The organism is Neorhizobium descurainiae, assembly GCF_051400715.1.
Lineage (GTDB): Bacteria > Pseudomonadota > Alphaproteobacteria > Rhizobiales > Rhizobiaceae > Neorhizobium.
Map to the genome: position 1 here is coordinate 1 of NZ_JBLFFK010000100.1, position 611 is coordinate 611.

General features: G+C 66.4%; 1 protein-coding gene. It reads right to left on the reverse strand.

Annotation, left to right across the window (positions count from 1 at the left end):
* Positions 1-67 precede the first annotated feature (67 nt).
* On the reverse strand, positions 68-611 hold a 544-nt coding region (locus tag ACMGE0_RS33615), incomplete at its 5' end, for a TonB-dependent receptor domain-containing protein (protein ID WP_436820183.1).

Below are 611 nucleotides of genomic sequence, written 5' to 3' on the forward strand. Positions count from 1 at the left end.
GGGACGGTCGCGAGGGGAGAAGCGGCGGCCGCGAGCGCCACGGCCAGCAGTTTCACCCGCCGCCCCATCACCAGGACTTGCCGATGACGAGGCGGAAGTTGCGGCCGAAGATCGGACGCCCATAGATCGCCTCGGCGCTGCCCTGGCCGCTCAGCGAGTCGGTGCGGGTATTGCCTTCGGTCAGGCCATGGGCGTTGAACAGATTGTCGCCCACGAGCTGCACCTGCCAGCTCCCGTGGCGCACCGTCACGCCCGCGCCGGTCGTCCCATAGGCCGGGAGCGCGGTGTTGTTGTAGAGGTCGACGTAGCGCTTGCCCATGTATGTGTAGCGGCCGTAGATCGAGATGTCGGTTTCGCCCGTCCTGAAGTCGAAGCTCGGGCGGATGTTGCCGTATATCTTGGGCTGGCGCACGATCTGGTTGCCTTCGGCCTGCTCGGGATCGGCGCCCGTCGAGCTCTCGAAGTTCTTGTACTTGGGATCGCTGACGGTCAGCGCACCGTTGAGCGTGAACCACGGCGTGACCGCCCAGGCGCCATCGAACTCCACGCCCTTGACCTGTGCCTCGCCGATGAAGGGCACGTTGACGTCGTTGCGCCCGGTGGTCGGGTCG